The 20,615-nt window shown below is 39.7% G+C and carries 23 protein-coding genes and 1 pseudogene; 4 read left to right on the top strand and 20 right to left on the bottom strand.

What is annotated here, in order from left to right:
* Positions 1 to 26: 26 nt before the first annotated feature.
* From hpf to IGM04_RS07610, 6 genes and pseudogenes are all read right to left on the bottom strand, one after another.
* Entirely contained in the window at positions 27 to 578 is a 552-nt protein-coding gene (gene hpf, locus IGM04_RS07585) for a ribosome hibernation-promoting factor, HPF/YfiA family (protein WP_002357293.1), read from the bottom strand.
* A gap of 138 nt (positions 579 to 716) precedes the next feature.
* The gene (locus IGM04_RS07590; protein ID WP_086317922.1) at positions 717 to 1,403 is read right to left on the bottom strand and encodes a ComF family protein; all 687 of its coding nucleotides are present in this window, start codon (positions 1,401 to 1,403) and stop codon (positions 717 to 719) included.
* Positions 1,393 to 2,708: pseudogene (locus tag IGM04_RS07595) on the bottom strand (DEAD/DEAH box helicase). Before IGM04_RS07595 ends, IGM04_RS07590 begins: the two are co-directional and overlap by 11 nt.
* Before the next feature lie 176 nt (positions 2,709 to 2,884).
* On the bottom strand, positions 2,885 to 3,340 hold the full coding sequence (gene tnpA / locus IGM04_RS07600) for an IS200/IS605 family transposase (RefSeq protein WP_086317923.1): 456 nt from the start codon (positions 3,338 to 3,340) through the stop codon (positions 2,885 to 2,887).
* A 202-nt stretch (positions 3,341 to 3,542) separates the two neighbouring features.
* A complete protein-coding gene (locus IGM04_RS07605; RefSeq protein WP_002360150.1) occupies positions 3,543 to 3,878 on the bottom strand; it encodes a PTS sugar transporter subunit IIB in 336 nt (111 codons plus the stop codon).
* Positions 3,879 to 3,998: 120 nt separating this feature from the next.
* The gene (locus IGM04_RS07610) at positions 3,999 to 4,286 is read right to left on the bottom strand and encodes a DUF7662 domain-containing protein (protein WP_002357286.1); all 288 of its coding nucleotides are present in this window, start codon (positions 4,284 to 4,286) and stop codon (positions 3,999 to 4,001) included.
* 142 nt (positions 4,287 to 4,428) lie between these two features.
* Here IGM04_RS07610 and IGM04_RS07615 point away from each other — a divergent pair, with 142 nt between their 5' ends.
* The 4 genes from IGM04_RS07615 to IGM04_RS07630 all read left to right on the top strand — a co-directional run bounded on the left by IGM04_RS07615 (position 4,429) and on the right by IGM04_RS07630 (position 6,829).
* Complete coding sequence (locus IGM04_RS07615) at positions 4,429 to 5,091, top strand: YigZ family protein (RefSeq protein ID WP_010708717.1); 663 nt, start codon at positions 4,429 to 4,431, stop codon at positions 5,089 to 5,091.
* Positions 5,081 to 5,314: a DUF2829 domain-containing protein gene (locus IGM04_RS07620; protein ID WP_002357284.1), complete on the top strand. Its 234-nt coding sequence runs from the start codon at positions 5,081 to 5,083 to the stop codon at positions 5,312 to 5,314. The genes IGM04_RS07615 and IGM04_RS07620 overlap by 11 nt, the downstream gene beginning before the upstream one ends.
* Before the next feature lie 62 nt (positions 5,315 to 5,376).
* Positions 5,377 to 6,162: a 3-oxoacyl-ACP reductase gene (locus IGM04_RS07625; protein ID WP_179189123.1), complete on the top strand. Its 786-nt coding sequence runs from the start codon at positions 5,377 to 5,379 to the stop codon at positions 6,160 to 6,162.
* Between the two features lie 145 nt (positions 6,163 to 6,307).
* A complete protein-coding gene (locus tag IGM04_RS07630; RefSeq protein ID WP_086317925.1) occupies positions 6,308 to 6,829 on the top strand; it encodes a QueT transporter family protein in 522 nt (173 codons plus the stop codon).
* A gap of 39 nt (positions 6,830 to 6,868) precedes the next feature.
* Here IGM04_RS07630 and IGM04_RS07635 read toward each other — a convergent pair whose 3' ends face one another.
* The 14 genes from IGM04_RS07635 to IGM04_RS07700 all read right to left on the bottom strand — a co-directional run bounded on the left by IGM04_RS07635 (position 6,869) and on the right by IGM04_RS07700 (position 20,569).
* On the bottom strand, positions 6,869 to 7,603 hold the full coding sequence (locus IGM04_RS07635) for a TIM44-like domain-containing protein (protein ID WP_086317926.1): 735 nt from the start codon (positions 7,601 to 7,603) through the stop codon (positions 6,869 to 6,871).
* A 20-nt stretch (positions 7,604 to 7,623) separates the two neighbouring features.
* Positions 7,624 to 7,953, bottom strand: coding sequence for a DUF1648 domain-containing protein (locus IGM04_RS07640; protein WP_010707503.1), 330 nt, complete (start codon positions 7,951 to 7,953; stop codon positions 7,624 to 7,626).
* A gap of 128 nt (positions 7,954 to 8,081) precedes the next feature.
* A complete protein-coding gene (gene purD / locus IGM04_RS07645) occupies positions 8,082 to 9,329 on the bottom strand; it encodes a phosphoribosylamine--glycine ligase (protein WP_086317927.1) in 1,248 nt (415 codons plus the stop codon).
* A gap of 18 nt (positions 9,330 to 9,347) precedes the next feature.
* Complete coding sequence (gene purH, locus IGM04_RS07650; RefSeq protein ID WP_370684187.1) at positions 9,348 to 10,934, bottom strand: bifunctional phosphoribosylaminoimidazolecarboxamide formyltransferase/IMP cyclohydrolase; 1,587 nt, start codon at positions 10,932 to 10,934, stop codon at positions 9,348 to 9,350.
* A complete protein-coding gene (gene purN, locus IGM04_RS07655; protein WP_002381817.1) occupies positions 10,886 to 11,458 on the bottom strand; it encodes a phosphoribosylglycinamide formyltransferase in 573 nt (190 codons plus the stop codon). The genes purH and purN overlap by 49 nt, the downstream gene beginning before the upstream one ends.
* Complete coding sequence (purM, locus tag IGM04_RS07660; RefSeq protein ID WP_086317929.1) at positions 11,455 to 12,486, bottom strand: phosphoribosylformylglycinamidine cyclo-ligase; 1,032 nt, start codon at positions 12,484 to 12,486, stop codon at positions 11,455 to 11,457. Before purM ends, purN begins: the two co-directional genes overlap by 4 nt.
* Before the next feature lie 34 nt (positions 12,487 to 12,520).
* Positions 12,521 to 13,927: an amidophosphoribosyltransferase gene (gene purF, locus IGM04_RS07665; protein ID WP_086317930.1), complete on the bottom strand. Its 1,407-nt coding sequence runs from the start codon at positions 13,925 to 13,927 to the stop codon at positions 12,521 to 12,523.
* Positions 13,903 to 16,122 carry a phosphoribosylformylglycinamidine synthase subunit PurL gene (gene purL, locus IGM04_RS07670; RefSeq protein ID WP_086317931.1) on the bottom strand — a complete coding sequence of 740 codons (2,220 nt, stop codon included), beginning with the start codon at positions 16,120 to 16,122 and terminating at the stop codon, positions 13,903 to 13,905. The genes purF and purL overlap by 25 nt, the downstream gene beginning before the upstream one ends.
* Positions 16,119 to 16,793, bottom strand: coding sequence for a phosphoribosylformylglycinamidine synthase subunit PurQ (gene purQ, locus IGM04_RS07675; protein WP_086317932.1), 675 nt, complete (start codon positions 16,791 to 16,793; stop codon positions 16,119 to 16,121). The genes purL and purQ overlap by 4 nt, the downstream gene beginning before the upstream one ends.
* Positions 16,794 to 17,045, bottom strand: a complete 252-nt coding sequence (gene purS / locus IGM04_RS07680; protein ID WP_002357271.1) for a phosphoribosylformylglycinamidine synthase subunit PurS — start codon at positions 17,043 to 17,045, stop codon at positions 16,794 to 16,796.
* A gap of 13 nt (positions 17,046 to 17,058) precedes the next feature.
* Positions 17,059 to 17,772 carry a phosphoribosylaminoimidazolesuccinocarboxamide synthase gene (purC, locus tag IGM04_RS07685; RefSeq protein WP_010824718.1) on the bottom strand — a complete coding sequence of 238 codons (714 nt, stop codon included), beginning with the start codon at positions 17,770 to 17,772 and terminating at the stop codon, positions 17,059 to 17,061.
* Between the two features lie 151 nt (positions 17,773 to 17,923).
* Positions 17,924 to 19,048, bottom strand: coding sequence for a 5-(carboxyamino)imidazole ribonucleotide synthase (gene purK, locus IGM04_RS07690; protein ID WP_002399033.1), 1,125 nt, complete (start codon positions 19,046 to 19,048; stop codon positions 17,924 to 17,926).
* Positions 19,041 to 19,529 carry a 5-(carboxyamino)imidazole ribonucleotide mutase gene (gene purE / locus IGM04_RS07695; RefSeq protein ID WP_086317933.1) on the bottom strand — a complete coding sequence of 163 codons (489 nt, stop codon included), beginning with the start codon at positions 19,527 to 19,529 and terminating at the stop codon, positions 19,041 to 19,043. The genes purK and purE overlap by 8 nt, the downstream gene beginning before the upstream one ends.
* 173 nt (positions 19,530 to 19,702) lie before the next feature.
* Positions 19,703 to 20,569 carry an SPFH domain-containing protein gene (locus tag IGM04_RS07700; RefSeq protein ID WP_002357267.1) on the bottom strand — a complete coding sequence of 289 codons (867 nt, stop codon included), beginning with the start codon at positions 20,567 to 20,569 and terminating at the stop codon, positions 19,703 to 19,705.
* Between the last annotated feature and the right edge of the window lie 46 nt (positions 20,570 to 20,615).

The following is a 20,615-nucleotide window of genomic DNA, read 5'->3' on the forward strand; positions in this document are numbered from 1 at the left end:
AGGCATTTCAGCTCTTATTTTAAGCTTTAGTCTGTTTCAATCAAGCCATATTTGCCATCTTTACGACGGTAAACAATGCTTGTTCCATTTGTTTCAGCATCTTCAAAAATAAAGAAGTTGTGTCCTAACATGTTCATTTGTAAAACAGCTTCTTCACTGTCCATCGGTTTTAATGATAGACGTTTTGTACGAACGATGTCTAATTCTGAAGGTGTTTCTTCTGTTTCTTCACCAACTAAGAAGACAGCGGCTTTTGTATTGTTACGTCCTGTTTCACGAGATTTTCTGTTGATTTTTGTTTTAAATTTACGAATTTGTCGTTCTAATTTATCGACAACCAAATCAATACTTGCGTATAAATCAGGTGACGTTTCTTCAGCTCGTAAAACTAGATAAGGAAGAGGAATAGTAACCTCGACTTTGGCTGTTTTTTCAGTGTACACTTTCAAATTCACGTGAACCGTTGCTTCAGGTGAATCGCTGAAATATCTTTCTAATTTACCGACTTTTTTCTCAACATAGTCTCGAATCGCTTCGGTTACCTCGATATTTTCTCCACGTACATTATATCTAAACATAACAATTACCCCTTTCATCTACCAGTAAAGAAAAGATTAAAGGACCACTCTTTAATTCCCTTCTTCTTAATTTCATTATATCGAATAATCTGGGTTTTGCCAACAAAATAGTTATCAAATTTATGAATTCTTTTCTTTTTACCGCGCGAGAGTAAACGTATTCAAACTTTTAGGATAACAGTCATTGATATCAGCAGCTGCGTGGAAAAGAGTTCGTCCAGTGGTATAGATGTCATCCACCAAAATAACAGAACAATTTTTTAATTTTTTTTGGTTTTCTTTTTGGATGGCAAATGGTTGTTGCAACTGCATCCTTTCCTTTCTAGTTTTTTTAGATTGCGGAACATTTTCCTCTTTTCTAATTAAAAAAGGGCTGTACGGAACATCAGCCGCTTCTAGTAAGCCAATTACTTGGTTGAAGCCTCGTTCTTGCATTCGTTTTTCGGATAAGGGCACCGGAATAATATAGTCCGCAGATTGTTGCTGAAAGTAAAAGTTGATTTCCTCGTTAAAACACATTCTTAAGCGATAGTCTCCTTGAAATTTATAGCGTTCCATCCACTCTTGCATTCCTTCATCATAATGAAACAACGCTGCATTATGAAAAGAATACTCTGGATAAAGCAGCTGCCACCTTTGACAATCAAAACAATAGCGCTCTTGGCTGACGCGACTACAGCCAAAACAAGTGCCTGTCATTGGCAGTTTCTGGAACTTTGCTTGGCAGTGCTGGCAAAGTGAAGGCCTCGCCCATTTTTTAAAACGTAAGAGCATTTTTAATGTTATCTCCAAACGAATGGGGCTTGCGCAATTTTTACAATCCATCTAACATCCCTTGTTTGCTAGCCAAGCGATTCATTTGCTTTATTTGCCGAATTGCCTCTTTCATGTCTCTTGTTTCCCCATCATGTAAAAATAAAACTTCGCCGTAATTGAATTCTTGTCTTCGATCGACTCGGCCCGCAATTTGGACAAGTGTTGAAGAAGTGAAGACTCGATGATTGGCACCATAAACAATAACTGAGACTGCATCAAAAGTCACACCACGTTCTAAAATGGTTGTAGTGATCAAAATATCCGTTTTCTGCTGACGCATTGCTTGAACTTTTTCTAGGCGAAGCTCATCACTACCATAAACGGCGACAACTTCTTTGTCGGAAAATCGCTCAGCTATTAATGCATGCAATTGGTGAATTAATGAAATGCTTGGGCAAAATAGTAAAACTGAATTACGCACCAATAAACGTTTCAAATGATGTGCAATGATTTTAATATTTTTGCTAGAAAGACGTTGCCACGACTGAACCCAAAATCGGCGTGGCACAGGTAATGGCCTACGATGATATCTTGCTGGCAAAATACTGGCTGCTAACTTTTTTGCTGTAAAAGCTTCCGCAATTCTTTCGTAGGCGTTGCTGTTAAGTACACCAAACTACTTCTTTTTTTTCGTGCGTTACGCACTCCATAATAAAGATGTTCGTTATTAACAAAAGGAAAAGAGTCGACTTCATCAACGATAAGTAAATCAAACGCTTGATGGAATTTCAATAATTGATGGGTGGTGCAAATCACTAGTTTCGTATAACGATACGATTCTTGACTGTTTCCGTGGAGTAAAGCAATTGCTTCATGAGGAAAAACCGCTTGGATTCTGGGAAACAGTTCTAAGCAAACATCGACACGCGGCGAAGCCAGCGCAATCCGCCCCCCTTCTTGTAAGGTTTGGTGTAAAACAGCAAATAACATTTCTGTTTTGCCTGCACCTGTAACTGCCCACACTAAGCGATTCTCTCTTATTTTTGCTGTCTCACAAAGTTCAACCGAGATCGCTTGCTGTCCCTTTGTTAATTGTCCAGACCACTCAAAAAAGACAGTTCTTGGGCTATTGGGCCTTTCTGGTAAATGACAAAATTTTTGACAAGAAGTCACACGGTCTAATTGAATGCATGCATGACAGTAGTATGCATTTATCGCCAATCTGTTTTCTTTTTTGGATACGACTTCCCCGCACCGCTGACATTGAATTGTTAGGGGGGAACGCTCTAACATTGTTGGTAAATAAACCAGTTTTGTCTGTATTGAAGGTTCTGTTTCTTCAATAATTATTTTACGTCCATGCAAATCTTCCATGTTAACCACCTCAATTATAAAATACGCATTTCTCTAGCTTTTTTGCGAAAAGTAAATATCCACCCGCATAGCGGGTGGCTTTTTAATAGCCCTAGAAGGGCTCGCTACCTGCTGCTCCCTTTAAGGGAGCTTTTTTAGAGACCGCCAACCGCTACCTTTCTATTCTTATCTAGCTGTTACTTCCTAAATGGATCTTTATACTCTCTTTTGTTTATACTATCCCTTACTCGATCTTCTGCTTCTTGTTCTCGTATACACTTTGCTATCGTTTTTTGGTTCAGTCCTACAGTGCTCACATAATAACCTTTTGACCAAAAGGATCGATTTCCATAATTGTATTTTAAATTCGCATGACGTTCATGAATGATTACTGCACTTCTTCCTTTTAAGAAACCCATAAAACCTGATACACTCAACTTCGGTGGAATTCTTACCAACATATGGATATGGTCGGGCATTGCATGCGCTCCAATGATTTCGACTTCTTTCATCTCACACAATTTTCTTAGTATTTTCCCTATATCTCGCTTCAATTGACCATAGATTACTTTTCTTCTATATTTTGGTGTAAACACAAGATGATACTTACAATTCCAACGAGTATGTGCTAAACTTTTATCGTCGTTCGACATTCAAAAACTCCTTTCGATTTGATAACGGTTGGTAGCCTTTATCTATTATATCGAAAGGAGTTTTTATCGCTAAAGCTCTGACCTCCACGCGCAGTACGCGTGGTTTTTTTGTCGAAATCTCTTTAGAGATTTCAACTGACTAAAGTCATTAAAAAAGACAAGTTGCTTTTTCGAAAATTCTCGAAAAAAACAACTTGTTTTTTCACTCTTTTTTATCTGCTTGTGCTAACAAACCCAAGGCTTGTTCCAACACTTTTTCCCCGTTCATTAAGCCGTAATCAGACATGCTAATGACATCTGTTGGGATACCTTTTGGTGATAGACGCTTTTCAAAATCACTCTTCATATAACGAACTTGTGGACCTAACAATAACACATCGACTGGATTATTTTCTAAATTTGTTTCTGCTTCCGATGCAGAAGCCGCAAATATATGGGCATCTAAGCCTTGATTAAATGCTGCTTTTTGCATTTTTGTAACAAGTAAACTAGTACTCATTCCTGCGGAGCAAACTAACATAATTGTTTTTTTTGACATTTTAACAGCCCCTTTTACCTTTGCCTTTTTCAATTTTCAACATTATCTATTAAAAATATTATAGTGTAAAGTTAATTTTTGTCAATCATTCTTGTTTTTTAAAGCGGATACAATCCTAGTTTAAACGTACCATGCTGACTTCAGCAATTTATTAAATACCACATATTCTTTTTCCAAATTCACTTGAACTACTTGGTAACTCGCATTCAACCAACCATAAGCGCCCTTTTCTGGATGCTTATAATCGTTCGCCCACCAATCGACATCTGTCTTAGCAGTTTTTGGTAAACCAGAATGAGGGAATAACAATTCATCAAACTGAGTAAAGGTCAAAGTAACTTGGGAACCGCCATTCGTTTTCAAATAATGAGTAATTGTATCATATTTTTTCTGTCGTGTATGTACCATTTTCCAGCGCCTCCCTTTTCTCTATCATACCTTATTATAACGTTTTTTTCCAAAAAATCTCACAAAAAAGATGAGAGAAAAAGTTGCTATTCAGTTGATTCTTTTTTATACTGACTTTATTACGAGAGAAAAGGATACCCATATGTTAGAAAGCTATATTACAGTCAAACAAGATGGTTTCAGCGAGATTGAAATCAAGAAATCGCGGTTTATCTGTTCTGTAAAGCGCGTAACATCAGAAGAAGAAGCAAAAGCCTTTATCGCCGCAATAAAAAAAGAACATTGGAAAGCCAATCATAATTGTAGTGCTTTTGTGATCGGCGAAAAAAATGACATTCAGCGGAGCAGCGATGACGGCGAACCTAGTGGTACTGCTGGTGTTCCAATGCTGGAAGTCTTAAAGAAAAAAGAGTTAATCAATGTAGTGGCTGTTGTCACTCGTTATTTTGGCGGAATAAAATTAGGCACTGGTGGTTTAATCCGAGCATATAGTCATGCTCTTTCCCACACTTTAGATGAAATTGGTTTAGTCATTGGCAAATTGCAACAAGAACTATTGATTACGATCGCCTATCCTTTATTAGGAAAAGCCCAAGCCTTTTTGGAACATAGTCCCTACACGCTTAAAGAAACTATTTACACAGAGTCTATTCAGTTAATTTGTTTAGTAGATGAACAAGCAACAGAAACATTTATAGCTGAAATGACGGATCTACTTAACGGTCAGTTGACAATTGAAAAAGGTGCAACGAGCTATCATGAACTACCATTTAACGAAAAAGGAGCACAATCAAATGACATTTGAAGAAGTATTGCCACAGATTAAAGCAGGAAAAAAAGCCGTACGTAAAGGCTGGAGCGGTTTTGAACTTTTTATTGAATTACGTGATGAAATTGGCACCTCCGAAGGTGAATTTTTACAAGTTACCCCGTATTTTTTAATCAAAACTTCTGATGAAGGCTACAGCATGTTTTCACCAACACCTTGTGATGTCTTAGCAGAAGATTGGGTGATTGTTGAAGCATAATTATACACATAAGGTCTGGCAGATTACGGCGATTGCTCGTTCTTCCAGACCTTAATTTTTAAATGTTTAAAGGAGTTTTTCTTATGCCAAAAGAATTTGAAACAAAACGGGTGCTTGTAACCGGTGCAGCTTCAGGGATTGGCCAAGCACAAGCAATTGCCTTTGCTGAGCAAGGTGCTGAGGTTATTGGCATCGACCTAGACGAAACGGGGTTAAAACAGACAGCCGCACTGGTTAATCCAGATTCTACTAAGCCATTTACTTATTTTGTCGGTGATGTGTCTTCTCCCGCATTTGTGCAAGCCACGATGAAACAAATTGTGAAAGACAACGGCCAAATTGATATTTTATTAAATACGGCAGGTATTTTAGATGATTATCGTCCTTCTCTAGAAACTTCGGAAGCTTTATGGGATCAAATTTTAGCAACTAATTTAAAAAGTGTCTTTTTAGTGACCAATGCTCTATTACCTTATTTCCTCCAACAAAAAAAAGGAGTAATCGTTAATATGGCATCTATCGCTGGCTTAGTGGCCGGGGGCGGCGGCGCAGCGTACACTGCCTCCAAACACGCAATCATCGGGTATACAAAACAACTTTCCTACGATTATGCCAAATTAGGCATTCGAGCAAATGCGATTGCGCCAGGTGCCATCCAAACACCCATGAACGCAGCTGATTTTGCAGGAGAAGGTGAAATGGCTACTTGGGTAGCACGTGAAACACCTGCGGGCCGTTGGGCACAGCCACAAGAAGTAGCAAAACTTTCATTATTTCTAGCTAGTGATAACGCTGATTATATCCACGGCACAGTTATGACCATTGATGGTGGTTGGACCATGAAATAAAAAGACTTTACAGAGTGTCTGTTCTTCAGTAACATGTAACACAGTGAGGCAACTCACACCATAACACTTCAGTTGGCTTTGCTGCCCTTCCTTTGGTTATGGTTATCACTAAAACACGTCGTTGTTTTATAAAGGAGAATCTTAAATGAATCATCCATCAAACCCACAAACCAGTACGTGGTCAGCTACGGCGTTGGCTAAAATGGCGCTGGTTACCGCTTTGTATGTCGTTGTCACTGTACTTCTCGCTCCGCTTAGTTTTGGTCCGATACAGCTTCGTCTTGCCGAATTATTTAATTATTTAGGCGTTTTTAACAAGCGATATATTTGGTCCATTACACTAGGTGTTGCAATTGCCAACACCGCTTCGCCTCTTGGTATCATCGATATAGTCATCGGTAGCGCTGGAACGTGCACAGTCTTATGGATTGCCTATTTTGCGACAAAAAATCAGCAAAATTTATTGATTAAACTAATGCTGACGGCCATTCTTTTTGCTTTGTCCATGTTCACTGTCGCCGGACCCTTAACGTTCTTTTATCAGTTACCTTTTTGGTACACATGGTTGACCGTTGGACTTGGTGAACTTCTTTCAATGACAGTCGGCGGTATCCTGATTTACGTATTAAATAAAAAAATACAGCTTGTAAAACGCATCGAAGAATAAAAAAGCGCTTGGGATTTAAACCCCAAGCGCTTTTTAGCACTATCCTTTAGGTTGAATGAAGTCTGCTTGCCATTTTCCAAGAGATGGATTGTAATCAAAATACCAAAGTTGTGAAAAATATTGTTTTTGATGCTTGTATCCCGATAAAACACGACCGCTTTGAGTATCTTCCTCGTAGTCAATACAAGAAAAATGAAGCATCAGTGAAAAACTGGTTTCACTAATAGGATGATAATTCGAAGCTGGCGCTACTTTCACTTTTTTCACATGATTTCTGATGCCCGCTTGTTGATTTGCTTGTAATACTGCAAGATGTTTTTGATAAAGTTTTTCTGTATAGTTATCTTTGACCACAGACAAGTTTTCTTGATCCCACGCTTGTTGTATTTCTAAAAACGTTTGTTGTATTTCTTTTAAGAGTGCTTTTTTTTCTTTTGATGTTCCAGGTAATGCTGCCCACATTTCTTGAAAAGCGCCTTCATCGACTGGTTGATTTCTACGGCGTCTTTGCCAAATCATCGCGCCCCCAAAAAGAACAAAAAACACTGTTGAAATTAAGCCTTCCAGTGGCGTTGTGTTGCTGGTCCCGGTCTCGTTATGATGAACATAACTTCTTGATCCGTCACCGCCTGGCGAAAAACCATTCGAGGGATTACCCCCGCTAGGACTTTCTACACGTCCGCCGCCATAGCCACCAGCTACAGCCGCCGATTGATTAGGCCATAAACAAAAGGCCATGGCACAACCCACAAAAACTAAAATTAACTTTCTCATTTTCTCACCTTTCGACCCCTTCAAACCAACAAATGAATAAATAGACGCAGAATACTAAACAAAGCGCCAAGATTAACAATGATTAATAATACCTTCAGCCATCTGCCATATGGTTGTACTGATTGATAACTTCGTTGATAAATACTCAAGCCAAACAGGACCGCTGGCCACATAAATATACTAGATCTTGGGCCAAACGAATTACCCTCGCCCCAAAAATTCACATGAATGGGCACATGAGCTGGTAAATCAGGATAAACCACCGCACTTAATAACAGTAAACTGACTGCCAAGACACTTGTAACAATAAATAACCCCTGACTAACTTTTTCAATCTGCTTCTCTCTCATTAATTTAGCTTTCTCCTCTAGTTTAATGATGGATATACTTTCAGTTTATGCCTCCCTATCTGAATTTGCAATAAAAAAAAGACAAGGAAACATTCGATTAAATGTCCTTGCCTCTGTTTTTAAAAATCCTAAATCAAGCCTTTCACACCTATATCTTTTCGATAGTACATTCCAGGAAATGAGTAATTATCCAATGTTTGATAAACTTTTTTGCGGGCTTCTTCAAGAGTCGAAGCAGTTGCTTCTGCTAAAAAGATTCGTCCGCCAGCCGAAACCAGAGCCTGTTCTGAACGAGTTACCCCTGCATAATAGATGGTTTCACCAGACATTTCGGGCAATGGTAGATTTGTCTTGTATTGATTAGGATAGCCTTCTGCAGCTACAACAACACCAACACTCGCTAACTCATTCCATGCAATCGTTGGTTGCTCTTTCGCCAGCAATGAAGAAATTATTTCTGAAAGAGGACTCTCTAAACGTGCCAACACAACTTGTGTTTCTGGATCCCCAAATCGAGCATTAAATTCAATAACCTTGGGGCCAGTTGCTGTTTGGATTAAACCAGCATATAAAATCCCTTGAAACGGACGTTTTTCAGCCACCATTCCTTTAGCAGTCGGTTTCAGGACTTGGCTAATGGCTTGCTGAACCGCTTCTTCTGGGATCTGAGGCACTGGTGTGTAAGCGCCCATTCCCCCTGTATTCGGCCCAGCATCCCCATCGAAAATCCGCTTATGATCTTGAGCAATCACCATCGGATATACCTTCTCATTAGAAACAAAAGCCATTAAGGAAAATTCTTCTCCTTGCAAAAATTCTTCGATTACAACCGTTTGACCGCTTGCTCCAAATTGTTGGTCCTCCATCATCGCAACTAGCGCACGTTTTGCGGCTGCTTTTGTTTCGGCAACTACTACTCCTTTTCCAGCTGCCAAACCATCCGCCTTAATAACAATTGGTACTCCTTGCTGTTCAATATATTCTAAGGCAGGTGCCAAACGTCGAAAGACCCGATATTCCGCCGTTGGAATCTGGTATTTTTGCATAAAATCTTTCGCAAAACTTTTTGAACCTTCAATTATTGCAGTTGCTTTTGTCGGACCAAAAATCAGTAATCCCGCTGCTTGAAAGGCGTCTACAATCCCTTCAATTAATGGCGTTTCGGGTCCGACGAATGTCCAATCAATCTGATTATCCTTCGCAAATTGAATTAGTTCCGTTTGCTGCTCTTCACTGATAGGTACAGTCCGAATATTATCACCACTCATACCAGGATTACCTGGTGCACAATAAACAGTCTTGACTTTGTTTTCTTGCTGTAATTTTTTGGCGATTGCATGTTCACGACCACCACGCCCAATCACTAATATATTCATCGGTTTCTCCTTTAAAAATTAATGTTTGAAATGACGAGTCCCAGTAAAAATCATCGCAATGCCATAATGATTCGCTAGATCGATTGATGCTTGGTCTTTAATGCTCCCGCCTGGCTGAATAATTGCTTGAATACCATGTTGTGCAGCATATTCCACGCTATCTGCCATGGGGAAAAAGGCATCACTTGCTAAGACGGCTCCTTGTAATTTTCCAGCTGCTTGGGCTTGATCAACTGCAATTTTTACTGAACCAATTCGATTCATTTGACCAGCGCCAATCCCCACCGTTTGGCTTTCATTGGCTAAAACAATAGCGTTTGATTTTACATGCTTGACTGCTTTCCAAGCAAAGTTCAATGCGTCTCTTTCGGCTGGTGTGGGTTGGCGCTCTGTAACAACTTGCCATGCTTGGTCATTTTCAACAACTGTATCCTGTTCTTGAATTAATAACCCGCCCATAACAGAAACTAATTCCGCCGCTTTTTTTTCTTGAGCATGAAAATCTAACGTTAACAAACGAAGATTCTTTTTCTGAGATAACAATGCCAGAGCTTCTTCCTCAAAACTAGGCGCAATAATTATCTCTAAAAAGATTTGATGCATTTCAGCCGCAGTCGCTTGATCCACTGGACGATTCAAAACAACAATGCCACCAAAAATTGAAACTGGATCTGCTTCAAATGCCTGACGATAGGCTGCCAAAATCGTTTTTCCTGTTCCAATTCCACATGGGTTCATATGTTTAACAGCGACAACCGTAGGTTCTGTAAACTCGCTAGCAATCCGGAGCGCTGCATCAGCATCTCGAATATTGTTATATGACAGTTCTTTGCCATGAAGTTGTCGAGCGGAAGCAACGGATAATGATACAGGTACAACGGATTGATAAAAGGTGGCCTGTTGATGGCTATTTTCACCATAGCGCAATGTTTGCTTGCGTTCATAAGTAAGCGTCTGTTTCTCTGGTTCAGTTTCACCCACTTGCGTCGTTAAATAGTCAGCGATAAGCGCGTCATAAGCAGCGGTATGACGAAAGACTTTTGCTGCTAATCTTTTTCTGGTGGCTAACTGGCTAGTTCCAGTGCTGCTAATTTCACTTAATACCTGTTCATAATCACTAGGATCAACCACTGCTGTTACGTCTTGATAATTTTTTGCCGCTGAACGTAACATGCTAGGACCGCCAATATCAATCATTTCAATCGCTTCTGCTTCAGAGATCACTGGTTTTAAAATTGTTTCTTTAAATGGATAAAGATTCACTACTACAAGGTCAATAAATTGAATGCCTTGTTCAGTCAGTGCTTTTTGATGCGCTTGGTTTCCCCTTTTTGCCAAAAGTCCGCCATGGATATTCGGATGTAACGTTTTGACACGGCCATCTAACATTTCTGGAAAGCCAGTGATGTCGTCAATAGCAAGTGTCGGTACCCCCGCTTCTTCTAAGACAGTCCTTGTTCCCCCAGTGGAGATAATTTCAAAGCCATTTGCAACTAAGCCTGCTGCAAATGTTGTCACTCCTGTTTTGTCTGAAACGCTAATCAATGCTCTTTTGGTCATTTCATTGTCTCCTTTACAATTTGTGAAATTATTTTTGGGTACCATTCGTGCTCAAGAGCATGAATTTTCTCTGTTAATGTGTCCAATGTATCTTCAGTATCAATTTTGGTGGTTGTTTGGAAAATAATCGGTCCTGTATCAACCCCAGAGTCAACATAATGGATAGTGATTCCTGTTATTTTCACTCCATAATGAAATGCCTCTTCAATTCCGTGAAGACCTGGAAAACTAGGTAACAGAGAAGGATGAATATTGACGATTCTCTTTGGATAAGCCTCCAGTAAAGTCTTGCCGATAATTCTCAAATAACCAGCTAACACGATTAAATCGATCTGATGCTCTTTTAAATGTTTCAATACTTGTTCTTCATACTGCCCACGAGATGGAAAATCAGATGGTGAAAAGCAAACAACGGGAATCTTGCGTTTTTTGGCACGGGTCAATACATAGGCTTCAGGCTGGTCACAAAAGACTAAGCTCAACTGCCCTGCGATTTTTTTTTGGGAAAAAGCTGCAGCAATCGCCTCAAAATTGCTACCATTGCCAGATGCAAAAACAGCTATCTTCATAAGGCTTCCTTAAAAATAACGGCTTTCGTTTTCCTAGGTACCAAACGACCAATTTCAAAAGCTTCTGGCAAAAGCTCCTGAACTTTTTTAACATGCTCTGGACTCACCGCTAAAATCATCCCTAAGCCCATATTGAAAATTTCATACATTTCTTCAGGTGGAATTTCACCATATTTTTGAAGCAATTTAAAAATTGGTAGCACTGGCCAACTATTTAATTGAATCTCTGCAGCTAATGAGGAAGAAAACATTCTTGGTAGATTTTCTAAAAACCCGCCGCCAGTAATATGCGCAGCCCCATGCACGAGTCCTGCTTTTAACAATGGCAATAATTCCTTCACATAAATTTTTGTTGGTGTTAATAATTCTTCCCCTAACGTTTTGGGTGCCAATTCTGGAAGCTTGTCCGTTGTTTTAAACGAATGTTTCTTAAAAAAAACATTTCTTACTAAAGAGTAACCATTAGAATGAAGACCACTTGAAGGAAGACCAATCAAGAAATCGCCTTCTTTTACGTTACTTGGAGTCAAGAGTTGACTTTTCTCAGCAATACCCACGGCAAAACCAGCCACGTCATAAGCATCTGCTTCATACATATCAGGCATTTCAGCTGTTTCGCCCCCAATTAAGGCTGCATTCGCCTCACAACAGCCAGCCGCAACACCCGCAACAATTGCTTCAACTTTAGCTGGATTAACGGTCCCTAACGCTAAATAATCTAAAAAATATAACGGTTCGGCGCCTTGTGCGACGACATCATTGACACACATTGCTACACAATCAATTCCGATTGTCTCGTGTTTCTGTTCTTCAATTGCCAAGAGTAACTTTGTGCCTACGCCATCCGTTCCTGATACCAAAACTGGTTCTTTAAGCTTGTAACTACTTAAATCAAAACAACCACCAAAACCACCAAGCATGCCCAACGTTCCCGTCCGTTGTGTCTTTTGGCTATGCTTTTGAATTCGTTCCACTACTTCGTATCCTGCCTCAACATTTACGCCAGCTTTTGAATAGGCATTTTCCATGTCAATTCCTCCTAGTTTCTTTTTTCAAGGATGCTTAATATTGTTCTTCATAATCATACAAAGGAGTTGGATAGTCTCCATTAAAGTAAGCCATACACAGCCCAGAATAAGGAGCATCATAATTTAATTGAATCCCATCAATCAGCCCTGCTTCACTCAAAAAAGCCAGCGAATCTGCGCCAATCTGCTCTTTGATCTCTTCAATTGAATAGTTTGCCGCAATTAGTTCGTCCCGCGTCTGTATATCAATGCCATAAAAACACGGATATTTTAATGGTGGTGAAGCAATTCTGACATGAACTTCTTGCGCTTCTGCTTCTTTTAATAAATGAATAATGCGCCGAATAGTGGTCCCGCGAACAATCGAATCATCTACTAAAACGACTTTTTTTCCTTTGACCACGCCACGAACTGCCGATAGTTTCATACGGACACCTTGTTCTCTTAATTCTTGTGTCGGCTGGATGAATGTTCGAGCGACATATTGATTTTTTACTAAACCTAGTTCGTAAGGTATCTGTGCTTCTTCTGCATAGCCGCTAGCTGCAGACAATGACGAGTTCGGTACCCCAATTACCATATCAGCTGCGACTGGACTTTCGATCGCCAAGTTCTTTCCCATTCTTTTACGAGCTGTATGCACATTAACTCCAGCAATATTTGAATCTGGCCGTGCAAAATAAATATATTCCATTGCACAAATTGCCAGTTGGACTTCCGTAGTGAAAACCTCTATTTTCAAGCCTTCATCAGAAATGATGACTACTTCACCAGGCGCCACATCTTGAATAAAGCGAGCCCCAACTGTTTCTAATGCACACGTTTCGGATGCCACAACGTACGCCCCATTGTTCATTTGTCCGATGGAGAGAGGGCGAAAGCCGTTGGGATCCAGTGCAGCAATCATCATCGTTTCTGTTAATAAAAGATAAGCAAAGCCACCCTTAACCAAATTCAAGCTCTCTTTTAATTTATCGAGAAACGAGGCAGCAGTGCTTTTTCGAATCAAGTGCATTAAAATTTCAGTGTCTGAATTGGAATGAAAAATAGCGCCTTCTCTTTCTAGTTGTTTTCGTAAACGTTTGGCATTTGTCAAATTGCCATTGTGTGCTAACCCAATTTGACTATCATAAAATTTAAATAAAAATGGCTGAATATTATCCACGCTACCCGTACCAGCGGTTGCATAGCGTACATGACCAATAGCCGCCGTTCCTTCTAACGCATTCAGTTGTTCTTGCTTTTGGAATACTTCTGCTAATAAACCTAAATCACGGTGGCCATCTAATTTCCCAGAATTGTTCGCCACAATTCCCGCGCCTTCTTGGCCTCGATGCTGTAAGCTGTGTAAGCCAAAATAGGTCACTTGTGCCGCATCAGGATGACCCCAAATACCAAAAATACCACACTCTTCATTTAAGCTTTTTGCTTCATAAGACATGGAATCGCATCCTCCCATAAGGCTTTGGCTTCTTTTGTTGAACAATTGATCACATCATCTAACGCATGAATGACCAAACCAGTTTCAGTCACTTTCCCAATATGTTGAGCTTTTCTTCCGATAAGTGTTTCAAATGCTTCTTGATGCTGGGGACTAACTGAAAGAATAAAACGGGATTGCGTCTCCGCAAATAGATATTCTTTTTTTAATGGCAGTGTCACCTGTAACCCCAGTTCGTTGGCAAAAGCCGACTCGGCTAAAGCAACGGCAACGCCGCCTTCAGCGCAATCATGCGCGCTAGCAACTAGGCCTGCTTGAATTGCTTTTAAAACTAATTCTTGGTTTGCTTTTTCCTCTTTTAAATCAAATGAGCGTAATTGCCCTTCAATTCGACCCAGTTGCATTTTTTGAATTTCTGAGCCGTTAAAATCTGCGTGGGTTTCACCGATGAGATAAATTAAGTCATCCACTTGTTTAAACGCTTGTGTGGTAATTTGTGAAACATCTTCAATCACTCCCACCATGCCGATCATTGGCGTTGGATAAATGGCTTGACCATCTGTTTCATTGTAAAGAGAGACGTTACCAGAAATCACGGGTGTTCCTAGCTGACGGCAAGCTGCGGCGATTCCATCCGCCGACGTCCATAATTCCCAAAAACTTTCTGGTTTATCAGGGGAACCATAATTCAAACAATCAGTGATAGCCAAAGGTTGTGCTCCACTTGCTACAATATTACGAGCTGCTTCTGCAACCGCAATTTGCCCACCAATTTCAGGATTTAAATACAAATAACGGCTATTACAATCTGTCGTCATCGCTAAGGCTTTATTGGTGCCCCGCACTCTTAAAACAGCTGCATCACTTCCTGGTTGCACCACTGTATTCGTTTGTACTTGACTATCATAGGTTTCGTAAACTGATTTTTTTGATGCAATCGTTGGCTGTTGCAATAGGCGTTTTAATAATTCCGTGCTATTCGTAATTTCTGGAATGAAGGGCGCTAATTTTTTAAAAGCACGCATCCGTTCTGGTTCTTGATAGGCTTTCTGGTAAACAGGTGCTTCTTCTGCTAAAGCATCTACTGGTACATCTGCGACTATTTTGTCACTGTGAAAGACACGATACTGTCCATCATCCGTTACGGATCCAATCGCTACCGCTTCTAAGTCATACGTTTGAAACAATTCACAAACTTGCTGTTCTGCTCCTTTTTCCACACAGATTAACATCCGTTCTTGGGACTCAGACAAGAGCATTTCATAGGGGCTCATCTGCGTCTCTCTCTGCGGAACTTTATCCAGCTCTAGAATCAAGCCTGAACCTGCTTTTGATGCCATTTCAGCACTTGAAGAAACCAAGCCAGCCGCCCCCATATCTTGGATGCCGATTAAAATATCTTGATGATTTTTGATTAAATCAAGACAAGCTTCCAATAATAATTTTTCCATAAACGGATCGCCTACTTGTACCGCAGATCGTTGCTGTTCTTCACCTTCACTAAATTCTTCTGAAGCAAAGGTCGCACCATGAATTCCATCTCGTCCTGTTTTCGCACCTACGTAAAGAATGCTATTTCCGACGCCTTTTGCTTGGCCTTTTTGAATCTCATCATGACGAATCAATCCCACACACATAGCATTAACAAGTGGGTTTCCTTGATAACATGGCTCAAAAGCTATTTCACCGCCAACGGTTGGAATACCAATACAATTTCCATAACCGCTAATCCCCGCCACAACTTCTTGAAACAAATAACGTGTTCGTGCATCCGTCAGTTCGCCAAATCTTAACGAATCCAGTAAAGCAATCGGCCGCGCCCCCATACTGAAAATATCGCGAATAATTCCACCAACGCCTGTAGCTGCTCCTTCGTAAGGTTCTACTGCAGAAGGATGATTATGGCTCTCTGCTTTAAAAACAACAGCTAATCCGTCACCAATATCGACAATCCCAGCTCCTTCACCAGGACCTTGAAGCACTTGTGGCCCTTCCGTCGGAAACTTTTTTAAAACGGGCTTGGAATTTTTGTAAGAGCAATGTTCACTCCACATCACGGAAAATAAGCCAGTTTCTGTATAATTAGGTTCTCTTTGTAAAATGGTCTCAATCTGATGATATTCTTCATCTGTTAGTCCCCATTCTGCATACAACCGTGTCTCCTTGATTTCTTTTGGTGTTGGTTCATTCATCATTGGCTTAATTCCTTTCCAAAGTTTTTAATGATTGAAGCAAAAAAGCTGTGTCCATCTGTTGAACCTAACAATTCTTCCATCGCTCGTTCCGGATGAGGCATCATTCCTAGAACATTGCCCTGTTCATTACAAATACCAGCAATATTCGCAAGACTACCGTTCACCTTTTCTTGATACGTAAAAACAATTTGGTTCTTTTCTTTCAGCTCTTTCAACGTTTTTTCATCACAATAGTAATTCCCTTCGCCATGTGCTACTGGTAAATGTATCAAAATATTTTCAGGATACTCGCTTGTAAACTTTGTGTGCGTATTCACTTTCAATGGGACACTTTTACAAATAAAACGAAGCGAATCATTTCTTAACAACGTACCAGGAAGCAAGCCAATTTCTGTTAAAATTTGAAAGCCATTACAAGTACCAAAAACCATTTTGCCTTCTGTAGCAAAGCGAATCACCTCATTGATAATTGGCGAAAACCGAGCAATTGCACCACAACGTAAGTAATCGCCATAAGAAAAACCACCAGGCAATAACACGCCATCAAATTTTGCTAAAGAAGTGGCATCGTGTCGGACAAATTCTGCATCGACGCCCATCACCTCTTTGACAGCCCACAATAAGTCTGCATCACAATTGGATCCTGGAAAAACAATCACTGCCAATTTCATTTAAATTTCCTCCAAAGATAAAATTTCAAAACGATAGGATTCCATATTTACATTGGCTAATAGTTGATCACAAATTTGTTCAATTTTCTCTTCAATTGCTTCTGTCTGCTGGACGTGCATTTCAAAATACTTACCGACACGGATTTCGGCTACTTCTGTAAAACCAAGCCGATGGACTGCTTCCTTAACCGCTTCACCTTGGGGATCCAAAATTGATTCTTTATACGTAACATAGACTTTGACAAAATACATACGCGCTTCCTCCTCAATTAGCTGTTAGTAAACGTTGTAAAACTTCTTCATATACAGGAACTATTTCTCCTAATTCACGGCGATAAACATCTTTATCCAGATGTTCGTTTGTGTTTAAATCCCATAGACGACAGGTGTCTGGAGAAATTTCATCTGCCAGTAACAATTGATTGGCCTTCGTCCGACCAATCTCGATTTTAAAATCGATCAAACAAATATTGAGGCGTTGAAAGAGTTGACTAAGCGCCTGATTAATTTGTAAAGCCAATGCTTTGATTTCCACAATTTCAGCAGGAGTGGCTACTTTTAGAAATTGAATATGGTCTTCGTTAATAAAAGGATCATCCAGACGATCTTCTTTGTAATAAAATTCGATAATGGGCGTCACTAATTTAGTGCCCTCTTCAATCGCTAAACGCTTCGAAAAACTTCCTGCCGCATAATTACGTACGACAACTTCCAAAGGAATCATTTCTACGGCCTGAATTAATTGTTCGTGTTCAGATACTTTTTTGATAAAATGATTGGGAATCTTCTGTTGCTGTAAATGTTCAAAAATTAGACTAGTGATTTGATTATTCAAAGCGCCTTTCCCAAGAACTTTGTCTTTTTTTTGACCGTTTAAAGCTGTTGCTTGATCAAGATATTCCACAAAAAGAACCGCTGCATTTTCTGTTTGATACAAATTCTTCGCTTTTCCTGTATACACAAGTGCTTTCTTTTCCATTCTTTCCCTCTTCTCGTTAGCTTCATGAACCCTATTCTTTCTAAGTCAGCTGATTTACATCAGACAAAAACTTACATTAGTTACAAAAAAACAATAATCGTTCGTGTTTGTCGAATGTAAAAATAAAAAACTTTCTTGGAGCAAGCATTTATTAAGTTACATTCCAAATACCAACAGTCTCAATTTCCTTTAACGTTTCTGATAAGCAAGGTGTTGTAATGGTGACGTGGCCCATTTTTCTGCCAACTTTTGATTCGGCTTTTCCATAGTAATGGACTTGCCAAGTGGGTTTTGACGTGCATAACTGGTAGCTTTTTTCTAAGTGTTCGCCTAAGAGATTCACCATAACCACTGATTGAAGTAATTGGGGTAACCCAATGCCCCAATTGCTAATCCCTCGAATATGCGCATCAAATTGACTAAATGAGCAAGCTTCAATAGAGTAATGACCTGAGTTATGAGGCCGTGGCGCTAATTCATTGACGTACAACTCTTCTGAATCCGTTAAAAACATTTCGATAGCTAAAACCCCAGATAGATTTAATTCCTCAGCAATGTATTGCGCCAATTCCGCTGCTTTTTGTTGCACATTCTCAGAAATTCGTGCTGGCACAATTGATTCATGCAAGATATTCTTTCGATGAATGTTTTCAGATACAGGAAAGCTTTGGTAACCATGCTTATTCCCTGCAACGATGATTGAAAGTTCTTTAGTGAAAGGCACCCACTTTTCTAATTCACAAGTGGCGTTAGCTAATAATTTAGTCGCTTGGGAGAAATCCTCTTCGCATTTTAAGACGACTTGTCCTTTTCCATCGTATCCACCTTGAATAGTTTTTAAGACACATGGAAAACCAATCTTTTCTATTGCTTGTGGCAGCTCTTTCTGGCTTTTTACTTCCGCAAAAGGGGCAATCTTACAGCCAATCGATTGAAGAAACGTTTTTTCAAGCAATCGATTTTGAGTAATTTTTAACAATTCTGTTCCTTGTGGCAACTTTTCTAGTGGAATGGCCTTTTCTAGGGAGGCCACTTCAATATTTTCAAATTCATAAGTGATCACATCGCATAACTCTGCTAGTTCAGTTAAAGCAGATGTCTGATCAAAGGCTGCCACAATTTGACGGTCAGCTACTTGACCAGCTGGACTATTGAGCGTTGGGTCCAACACAATCATTTGGAAACCCATTTTTTTACCACTCATGACTAGCATTCGCCCTAACTGTCCTCCACCTATAATGCCAATAGTTGCTCCGACTTTTAAAGGTTTATTCAAGTTGTTCCCCACTTTCCATAACCGCTTTTTCCAATGATTGTCGTCTTGCTTGGATTCTTTCTGCTAACTGTAAATCATCAATACTTAGTATTTCTGCAGCTAATAACCCAGCATTGGTAGCACCTGCTGAGCCAATCGCAGTTGTTGCTACAGGAACTCCGCCTGGCATCTGCACAATAGACAACAGTGAATCAATACCGTTTAATGTTCGTGTTTTAACTGGAACACCAATGACAGGTAAGGTTGTCTTTGCAGCTACCATCCCTGGTAAATGGGCCGCTCCACCAGCGCCAGTGATAATAACCTTCAATCCTTTTGTTCGTGATTCCTCTGCAAAACGAAACATCAAATCAGGGGTCCTATGTGCTGATATCACTCGTTTTTCATAAGGAATTTTCAACTCTTCTAACACAAGACAAGCAGCTTTCATCGTTGCCCAGTCTGAGGTACTTCCCATAATCACAGCGACTAATGGTTTCATGAATATAATAACTCCTTCCGCCTTTTTTCACTGTTATTCTAACAATGAGAAAAAGAGATGTCAAAGAAAAACCGAAATATTATAAATTAAAATTATATAATGTTCGTGTTTACCAAAAAAAAGAGCCATCGGAAAGATGACTCTTTTTTGCTATTTTTAGCGTTGCTTCCTCTTTAAGAAGAAACGTCGCCTGTATTAATAACTGGTTGTGTGCCCTTATCAGTAATGATTGAGACTAGTAAATTATTAATAAGTTGTACTTTTCGTTCATCGGTAAAATTAATTTCTTGCCCTTCTTCAATCTGTTCTAAGGCCATTTGTGTCATGCTTACCGCACCTTCCACAATTGTTTGTCGGGCCGCTAAGATTGCTTTTGCTTGCTGTCTTTGCAACATGGAGCTAGCTATTTCAGTTGCATAAGCTAAATGATTCAACCGTGTTTCGATAACCTCTACACCAGCCACTGCTAAGCGTTCTTGCAATTCTTTGGTTAACTCCTCGGAAATTTGTTCGGTATTTCCTCGCAGAGTTACATCATTATCTGAAAAAGTGTCATAAGGATATTGTGTTGCTACATGCCGGATTGCCGTTTCGCTTTGAATTTCCACAAAGTCTTGATAATAATCGACATTAAATAACGCCTTAGCTGTATCGACTACCCGAAAAACGATGACCGCAGAGATTTCGATTGGATTCCCGTCAGAGTCATTGACTTTTAATAGAGAACTATTGAAATTTCGTACTTTCAAAGAAATGTTCATTTTTTGCGTAAATGGAATGGTAATAAACAACCCATTTTCTTTAATCGTGCCTAAGTAGCGACCAAAAAATAAAATAGCTTTCGCCTGGTTGGGACTAACAATGGTTAAGGAACTTAAAAATAAAATAGCCCCAACTAACAAAATAATACCTAAAACAACAAGAACACCATTGGTATGACTCGCTCCATAAATAAATAAACCAATTCCCGCAATTAAAATAACTAATAAGCTCGCAATTCCTACGTAGCCACTCATATAAAATGTTTTTTTCTCTTCCATCTGTTTCACTCTCCTAACTCATTTATCTGGTCCTTATTATACACCT

The organism is Enterococcus sp. DIV2385, from assembly GCF_051711925.1.
Taxonomy (GTDB): domain Bacteria; phylum Bacillota; class Bacilli; order Lactobacillales; family Enterococcaceae; genus Enterococcus; species Enterococcus faecalis.

What these genes read in the sequence shown, in the direction of transcription:
- IGM04_RS07640 (WP_010707503.1), bottom strand. Translation starts at nt 7,953, where the DNA reads ATGAGAGAGAAGCAGATTGAAAAAGTTAGTCAGGGGTTATTTATTGTT.
- IGM04_RS07630 (WP_086317925.1), top strand. Translation starts at nt 6,308, where the DNA reads ATGAATCATCCATCAAACCCACAAACCAGTACGTGGTCAGCTACGGCG.
- purM (WP_086317929.1), bottom strand. Translation starts at nt 12,486, where the DNA reads ATGGAAAATGCCTATTCAAAAGCTGGCGTAAATGTTGAGGCAGGATAC.
- IGM04_RS07605 (WP_002360150.1), bottom strand. Translation starts at nt 3,878, where the DNA reads ATGTCAAAAAAAACAATTATGTTAGTTTGCTCCGCAGGAATGAGTACT.
- purC (WP_010824718.1), bottom strand. Translation starts at nt 17,772, where the DNA reads ATGGAAAAGAAAGCACTTGTGTATACAGGAAAAGCGAAGAATTTGTAT.
- IGM04_RS07635 (WP_086317926.1), bottom strand. Translation starts at nt 7,603, where the DNA reads ATGAGAAAGTTAATTTTAGTTTTTGTGGGTTGTGCCATGGCCTTTTGT.
- purS (WP_002357271.1), bottom strand. Translation starts at nt 17,045, where the DNA reads ATGTATTTTGTCAAAGTCTATGTTACGTATAAAGAATCAATTTTGGAT.
- purQ (WP_086317932.1), bottom strand. Translation starts at nt 16,793, where the DNA reads ATGAAATTGGCAGTGATTGTTTTTCCAGGATCCAATTGTGATGCAGAC.
- purE (WP_086317933.1), bottom strand. Translation starts at nt 19,529, where the DNA reads ATGAAACCATTAGTCGCTGTGATTATGGGAAGTACCTCAGACTGGGCA.
- IGM04_RS07615 (WP_010708717.1), top strand. Translation starts at nt 4,429, where the DNA reads ATGTTAGAAAGCTATATTACAGTCAAACAAGATGGTTTCAGCGAGATT.
- purN (WP_002381817.1), bottom strand. Translation starts at nt 11,458, where the DNA reads ATGAAGATAGCTGTTTTTGCATCTGGCAATGGTAGCAATTTTGAGGCG.
- IGM04_RS07700 (WP_002357267.1), bottom strand. Translation starts at nt 20,569, where the DNA reads ATGGAAGAGAAAAAAACATTTTATATGAGTGGCTACGTAGGAATTGCG.
- IGM04_RS07625 (WP_179189123.1), top strand. Translation starts at nt 5,377, where the DNA reads ATGTTTAAAGGAGTTTTTCTTATGCCAAAAGAATTTGAAACAAAACGG.
- purD (WP_086317927.1), bottom strand. Translation starts at nt 9,329, where the DNA reads ATGAATATATTAGTGATTGGGCGTGGTGGTCGTGAACATGCAATCGCC.
- IGM04_RS07610 (WP_002357286.1), bottom strand. Translation starts at nt 4,286, where the DNA reads ATGGTACATACACGACAGAAAAAATATGATACAATTACTCATTATTTG.
- IGM04_RS07620 (WP_002357284.1), top strand. Translation starts at nt 5,081, where the DNA reads ATGACATTTGAAGAAGTATTGCCACAGATTAAAGCAGGAAAAAAAGCC.
- IGM04_RS07590 (WP_086317922.1), bottom strand. Translation starts at nt 1,403, where the DNA reads ATGGATTGTAAAAATTGCGCAAGCCCCATTCGTTTGGAGATAACATTA.
- purL (WP_086317931.1), bottom strand. Translation starts at nt 16,122, where the DNA reads ATGATGAATGAACCAACACCAAAAGAAATCAAGGAGACACGGTTGTAT.
- purH (WP_370684187.1), bottom strand. Translation starts at nt 10,934, where the DNA reads ATGGTACCCAAAAATAATTTCACAAATTGTAAAGGAGACAATGAAATG.
- hpf (WP_002357293.1), bottom strand. Translation starts at nt 578, where the DNA reads ATGTTTAGATATAATGTACGTGGAGAAAATATCGAGGTAACCGAAGCG.
- tnpA (WP_086317923.1), bottom strand. Translation starts at nt 3,340, where the DNA reads ATGTCGAACGACGATAAAAGTTTAGCACATACTCGTTGGAATTGTAAG.
- purF (WP_086317930.1), bottom strand. Translation starts at nt 13,927, where the DNA reads ATGTCTTATGAAGCAAAAAGCTTAAATGAAGAGTGTGGTATTTTTGGT.